This is a genomic window from Sphingobium sp. MK2 (assembly GCF_040170545.1).
Taxonomy (GTDB): domain Bacteria; phylum Pseudomonadota; class Alphaproteobacteria; order Sphingomonadales; family Sphingomonadaceae; genus Sphingobium.
The window spans coordinates 1-5086 of sequence record NZ_JAZDXA010000078.1 but is presented as its reverse complement, the minus strand read 5'-3'; the positions used below and the strand labels follow the sequence as shown (position 1 = coordinate 5086).

Annotated in this window: 4 protein-coding genes; all 4 read left to right on the top strand. The window is 56.3% G+C overall.

All coding sequences use genetic code 11. The annotated features are described in order from the left end of the window. Nucleotides 1-566: 566 nt before the first annotated feature. Nucleotides 567-1364: an alpha/beta hydrolase gene (locus V2I08_RS20070; RefSeq protein WP_349636525.1), complete on the top strand. Its 798-nt coding sequence runs from the start codon at nucleotides 567-569 to the stop codon at nucleotides 1362-1364. Between the two features lie 106 nt (nucleotides 1365-1470). After that, nucleotides 1471-2730, top strand: coding sequence for a DUF3500 domain-containing protein (locus tag V2I08_RS20065; RefSeq protein WP_349636524.1), 1260 nt, complete (start codon nucleotides 1471-1473; stop codon nucleotides 2728-2730). A gap of 153 nt (nucleotides 2731-2883) precedes the next feature. Further along, a complete protein-coding gene (locus tag V2I08_RS20060) occupies nucleotides 2884-3648 on the top strand; it encodes a GntR family transcriptional regulator (protein WP_349636523.1) in 765 nt (254 codons plus the stop codon). 14 nt (nucleotides 3649-3662) lie between these two features. Beyond that, nucleotides 3663-5086: aldehyde dehydrogenase (locus tag V2I08_RS20055; protein WP_349636522.1), on the top strand; the 1424-nt coding region annotated here is incomplete at its 3' end.

Genomic DNA, 5086 nt, shown 5'->3' with positions numbered 1-5086 from the left:
ATTTCCTACTTCAGAACAGAACCTTACGCTACTCCTGCCAACCCTTCAGGCACCCCCTGATGAATAAGCCGGGCTAAGGATAACGCGATCAAGCGGATTGCGCAGAAGAATAATTCGGCGCTCGACATATCACCTGAGGAATATATCACCGGATCGCCCGAAACCGTTGCTGAGCAGATAATCGATCAATGCCGTCGGCTGGGCGCCGGTAACATGATGGCCTATTGCGCACCGACGTTGGACAAGGATCAGATCGTCCACCACTATAGCCTTTGGCGGAAGGTGCTGCCGATCCTCACCAAGGCGGACGTACGATTGTCCACGGCTGCCTGATATTGCGCGCGCGCTCTGGGAGTGTGCGGGGGGGTATGCGTTATTCCTATTTCATTTGTTACAGAATGAATCGCGGTACGGTTGCTTCCCCTCCATGCACGCGCAAGTTTTGGCCGTGGCGTATGGCACTTGTAAGTCCGGCCGACCTTGATATATCAAATATCAAGAGTCGGCTCGGTGATAGGGATGCGTGCGCAGGCGGCCTGTATTCTTAGTATCCGAAAGAGGACATTATGCTTCCAGGTAAGGACTTCAAAAGGGGCACGGTCGAAAGCTACGGTTATGTGGTTCCTTATGCTGAAGCGGGTGAGGGCGAAGTCGTGGTTTTCCTGCCCGGTTCAGCCGGGCTTGAGATGTCGACCGCGAAGGATATGCTTTCGGCCGAATACCGGGTGATTGAGCTTGATCCGCCCGGTTGGGGTGAAACGCCCCAAGTTACAGCGCGCATGAAGCAACGACAGCTTGCCGTTATCTTGGCAGATGCGCTGATCGAACTAGGTGTGGAAACATGTCATCTGGTAGGTACATCCATGGGCTGCACGAATGCGATGTGGATCGCCGAGCAGTTTCCCGACCGTGTGCAGTCCTTGGTACTTGAAGGGCCGATGCTCTTCTATCGGTCCGAAGATTTGGCTAATCCCGACGAAGGCCCAATCATTGCCTTGCGCAATGGGGCTCCGCCGCCTGATGTTTCGGCCTATCCGGCTCCGCCTGCGCATCCCAACAAGCCTTGGGCGACGGCTGACTTTTTTCGCGAGCAGATGAAAAAGCGTTTCAAAATGTTTCGCTGGACAGATCATCCGGCTGACAACCGCGCTATTGAGCGGTTCGCAAATGCTACCGTTATTCCTATTACGCTAGCCTTGGGTACACAGGATGAGATCCTGAAGCCGTGCTATGCGGATCGTTTTGCAGAGGTTGTTCCATCAGCCCGCATAACGATGATTGAAGGGGGTACGCACGATTTGCAGAACACGGCACCGCTGGCGTTCGTCAATGTGGTGAAGGATGCCATAGCCGCTGCGGACTAAGAAGGCTGGAGATCGCGATGCCAAAGCTTGGCTCGGTTGTTGGCTTGGCTGAACGTATCGGGTGGTTTGACAGGTAAGTAGGTCTAAAAAAAGGGGAGGGAAGCTCGTGCGTCCATCGAATAATTTCCGTGACTTGTTGTTTCCGTTGGACGATCCGCGCTTTGTTATGGCTCGCGGGCTTTCGCCCCGTGACTTTGGACAACTTGCCCGCAAGCATCCGCGCGCAGGCGCACTGATGGATCGCTGGGATCAACTCTCTCAGGAACCATTCCATGGTCTGACATGCGATGGCGCGTGCGAGCACGGGCTTTTTAACCTTGAGAATGAGGGCGCTCCAGTTGCCGAAGCGGTCGCTGCGGCAACGGAACTCCTGCGCCATCTCGATCCGGCAAACCGCGAAAAACTCTGCTATCCTATCGATGCGCGCGAATGGCGTCGCTGGAGCAACCCCGAATTCCTCTGGAATGATAATGGCTTACGACTGGAAGACCTGAGTGAGCATGTGCGCATGCTGGTCATGCGTATCCTTGAAGCCTCACTTGGTCCTCGCGGCCATGCAAAGGCTCAAGGCTGCATGCGGGTCAATGCCTTTCTTGGCGATCTGGTTCAACTGCAGACCATCATGAACGAGTGGAGCTACAATTTTCTTTTGTTCGGCGAGCCTTCGCTCACCGAGCCGTGGGGCTGGAACTTTTATGGCCATCACCTGTGTCTGAATTGCTGCTTTGTCGGTGGACAGATGGTGGTGTCTCCGGTTTTCATGGGAGCAGAACCCAATGTGATCGATGAAGGGCCATATAAGGGACTTGAACTTTTTACGACCCAAGAGATTGTTGGCCTATCCCTGATGCAATCGCTCTCTCCTTCGTTGCGTGATAGAGCGCAAATATACGAACAACTGCACGACGAACCGTCCAAGCCCGCGGGGCGTTGGCATCGCGATGATGGCCTGCATCTTGGCGGCGCTTTTCAGGATAATCGCATTGTGCCTTATGAAGGTATTCTCGCGACAGAATTCGATGCAGCGCAGCGTGACCAACTGATGCAGGTGACCGAAGCATTTCTGGAATTGCTGCCCGACGGTCCGCGCGCAAATCGGCTCTCACAGATTGAGCGGCATCTCGACCGTACTTATTGGTCATGGGCCGGCGGATATGGCGATGAAGATCCTTTCTACTACCGTATCCAGAGCCCGATCATCATGCTTGAGTTTGATCACCATGCGGGCATCTGGTTGAACAACGATCTGCCGGCGAAATGTCATATCCATACCGTAATCCGTACACCAAATGGTAATGATTACGGAAAGGACTTGCTGCGCCAGCACTATGCCGATGTGCATCCGGGCCACATTCCGGGCCAGTAACCCACCGCCACCCAAGATGCGGGTCTATTGGCAAATCCTGCGGGTCGACAGTGCCGGGGCATGCTATCGATTGCACTGGGATATTGCGCCGCCCCCCAGTGCCAACTAGGTCATCAATATCGATTCTGCATTTTTGGAAAGAACCGTTAGACCTTGAGTGATCAACCGGACCAGCGCAGCCACGTAGAGCAATGTTACGAGATTCTTCGGGGCATGATTGTGCGGTGCGAAATATTGCCAGGTAGCAGGCTTACAGAGAAGGATCTCATCGCCCGCTTGAAATTTGGACGCACGCCTGTCCGTGAGGCGCTGTTACGGCTAACGCATGACCGTATCGTCGATACCAAGCCGCGCAGTGGATATCAGGTACGGGCCCTGACTTACAAGTCAGTCGACGATTTTTTCATTGCGTGGCGCGCTGTAGCTCCATTGATCGCGGAGTTGGCTTGTCGAAATATGACAGATGAGGATCGGGAGCATCTTTTTAAGTTGGGTGAGCGGAGCAAACGACTTGATCTCGACGATGTCGAAGGCTTCCGTGCTGTTTCTTCGCAATTTTTTGATTTCCTGACGCGGCTTGCAGATAGCGAACCGCTGGCCTTCATTTATCATCGCTTTGGCGCGGAGATGGATCGCATCTTCCGGATATTCTTCCCGACGCCCGAAGGCAGATCATGGGTGCAGGATAACGCCCATCTTACCAAATTGACTTTATCCAAATGTCCGGAAGAGGCGGCCGACGCGATCCGATCTGCGCTGGAGAAGGTGCATGGGGGGATGTTGAAGGTGATGACAACAAGTGAATTCGCTGAAGGATCGTTTCTGGGGAAATTTGAAGGAACCTCTACCAGCCGGGCGAGGCGAAAGCCCTTAAAAAGTCGTCGCCTCCAGGGGCAAGGTTCATCGCAACCATCATGACAAGGTGTGAGCCAATGCTGTTTGAACGTTTGAATCCTATAACTGGTGAAGTTGCCTCTTCTGCGTTGGCAATGGGACCGGATGATATTCCCGCGATCGTCGCCAAGGCGCAGCAGGGCTTTGCTGTCTGGTCGAAGCTTGGCCCGAACGCGCGCCGCGCGGTGCTGAACAAGGCGGCGGACGCGCTGATGGCGCGCAAAGACGATATCATCGCGGCGATGGTGGCGGAAGTCGGCGCGACCGCGCCCTGGGCAATGTTCAATATCGGCGTTGCGGCTGGTATGGTCCGCGAAGCGGCGGCGATGACGACGCAGATCGGCGGCGAGGTGATACCGTCGGACCATGAGGGGACCGTTGCTATGGGGCTGCGTGAGCCGGTCGGCGTGCTGCTCGGCATCGCGCCGTGGAACGCGCCGGTCATTCTCGGCGTGCGCGCGATCGCCATGCCTCTGGCTTGCGGCAATAGCGTCATCCTTAAGGCGAGCGAAACCTGCCCGCGCACCCATGCCCTTATCGTCGAAGCCTTTGCCGAAGCAGGCTTCCCAGAAGGTGTGGTCAATGTTGTTACCAACGCGCCGACCGACGCTGCGGAAGTGGTCGCTGCGTTGATCGACGCGCCGGAAGTGAAGCGGATCAATTTCACCGGGTCGACCACAGTTGGCCGGATCATCGCCAAGCGTGCGGCCGAACATCTCAAGCCCTGTCTGCTGGAATTGGGCGGCAAGGCTCCCTTGCTGGTGCTTGAGGACGCCGATCTCGATGAGGCGGTCAAGGCGGCCGCTTTCGGTGCCTATATGAACCAGGGTCAAATTTGCATGTCGACCGAGCGGATCATCGTGGTCGATGCTGTGGCCGATGCCTTTGTCGCCAAAATGAAAGCCAAGGTAGAAACCATGGCTGCCGACGATCCGGCGAAGGGTAACACGCCGCTGGGCGCGGTGGTCGATCCGGCGACGGTGGGCAAATGCATGGCGCTGATCGAAGATGCCGTAGCCAATGGTGCCGAATTGCTGGTCGGCGGCGAAACGATCATGAACGTGGTGATGCCTGCGCATCTGCTTGATCGCGTCACGCCCGACATGAAGCTGTTCCGGCACGAGAGTTTCGGCCCGGTCGTGGGCATTACACGGGCGCGAGATGAGGCGCATGCGATCGAACTGGCCAACGATACGGAGTTTGGCTTGTCCTCCGCCGTGTTCACCCGCGATACCGCGCGGGGGATGCGTGTGGCGCGGCAAATCCAGGCCGGTATCTGCCACATAAACGGTGCCACGGTGCATGACGAACCACAAATGCCCTTTGGCGGCATGAAGGCTAGCGGTTATGGCCGGTTCGGCGGCAAGGCGGGGATCGACGCTTTCACCGTAACCGTCCGATTGTTACCGCGGCTTATGGGCCTTGAAGCGCGCGGCGAGCTCGGGATCGTCGATAAAGTCAT

What these genes read in the sequence shown, in the direction of transcription:
- V2I08_RS20070 (WP_349636525.1), top strand. Translation starts at nt 567, where the DNA reads ATGCTTCCAGGTAAGGACTTCAAAAGGGGCACGGTCGAAAGCTACGGT.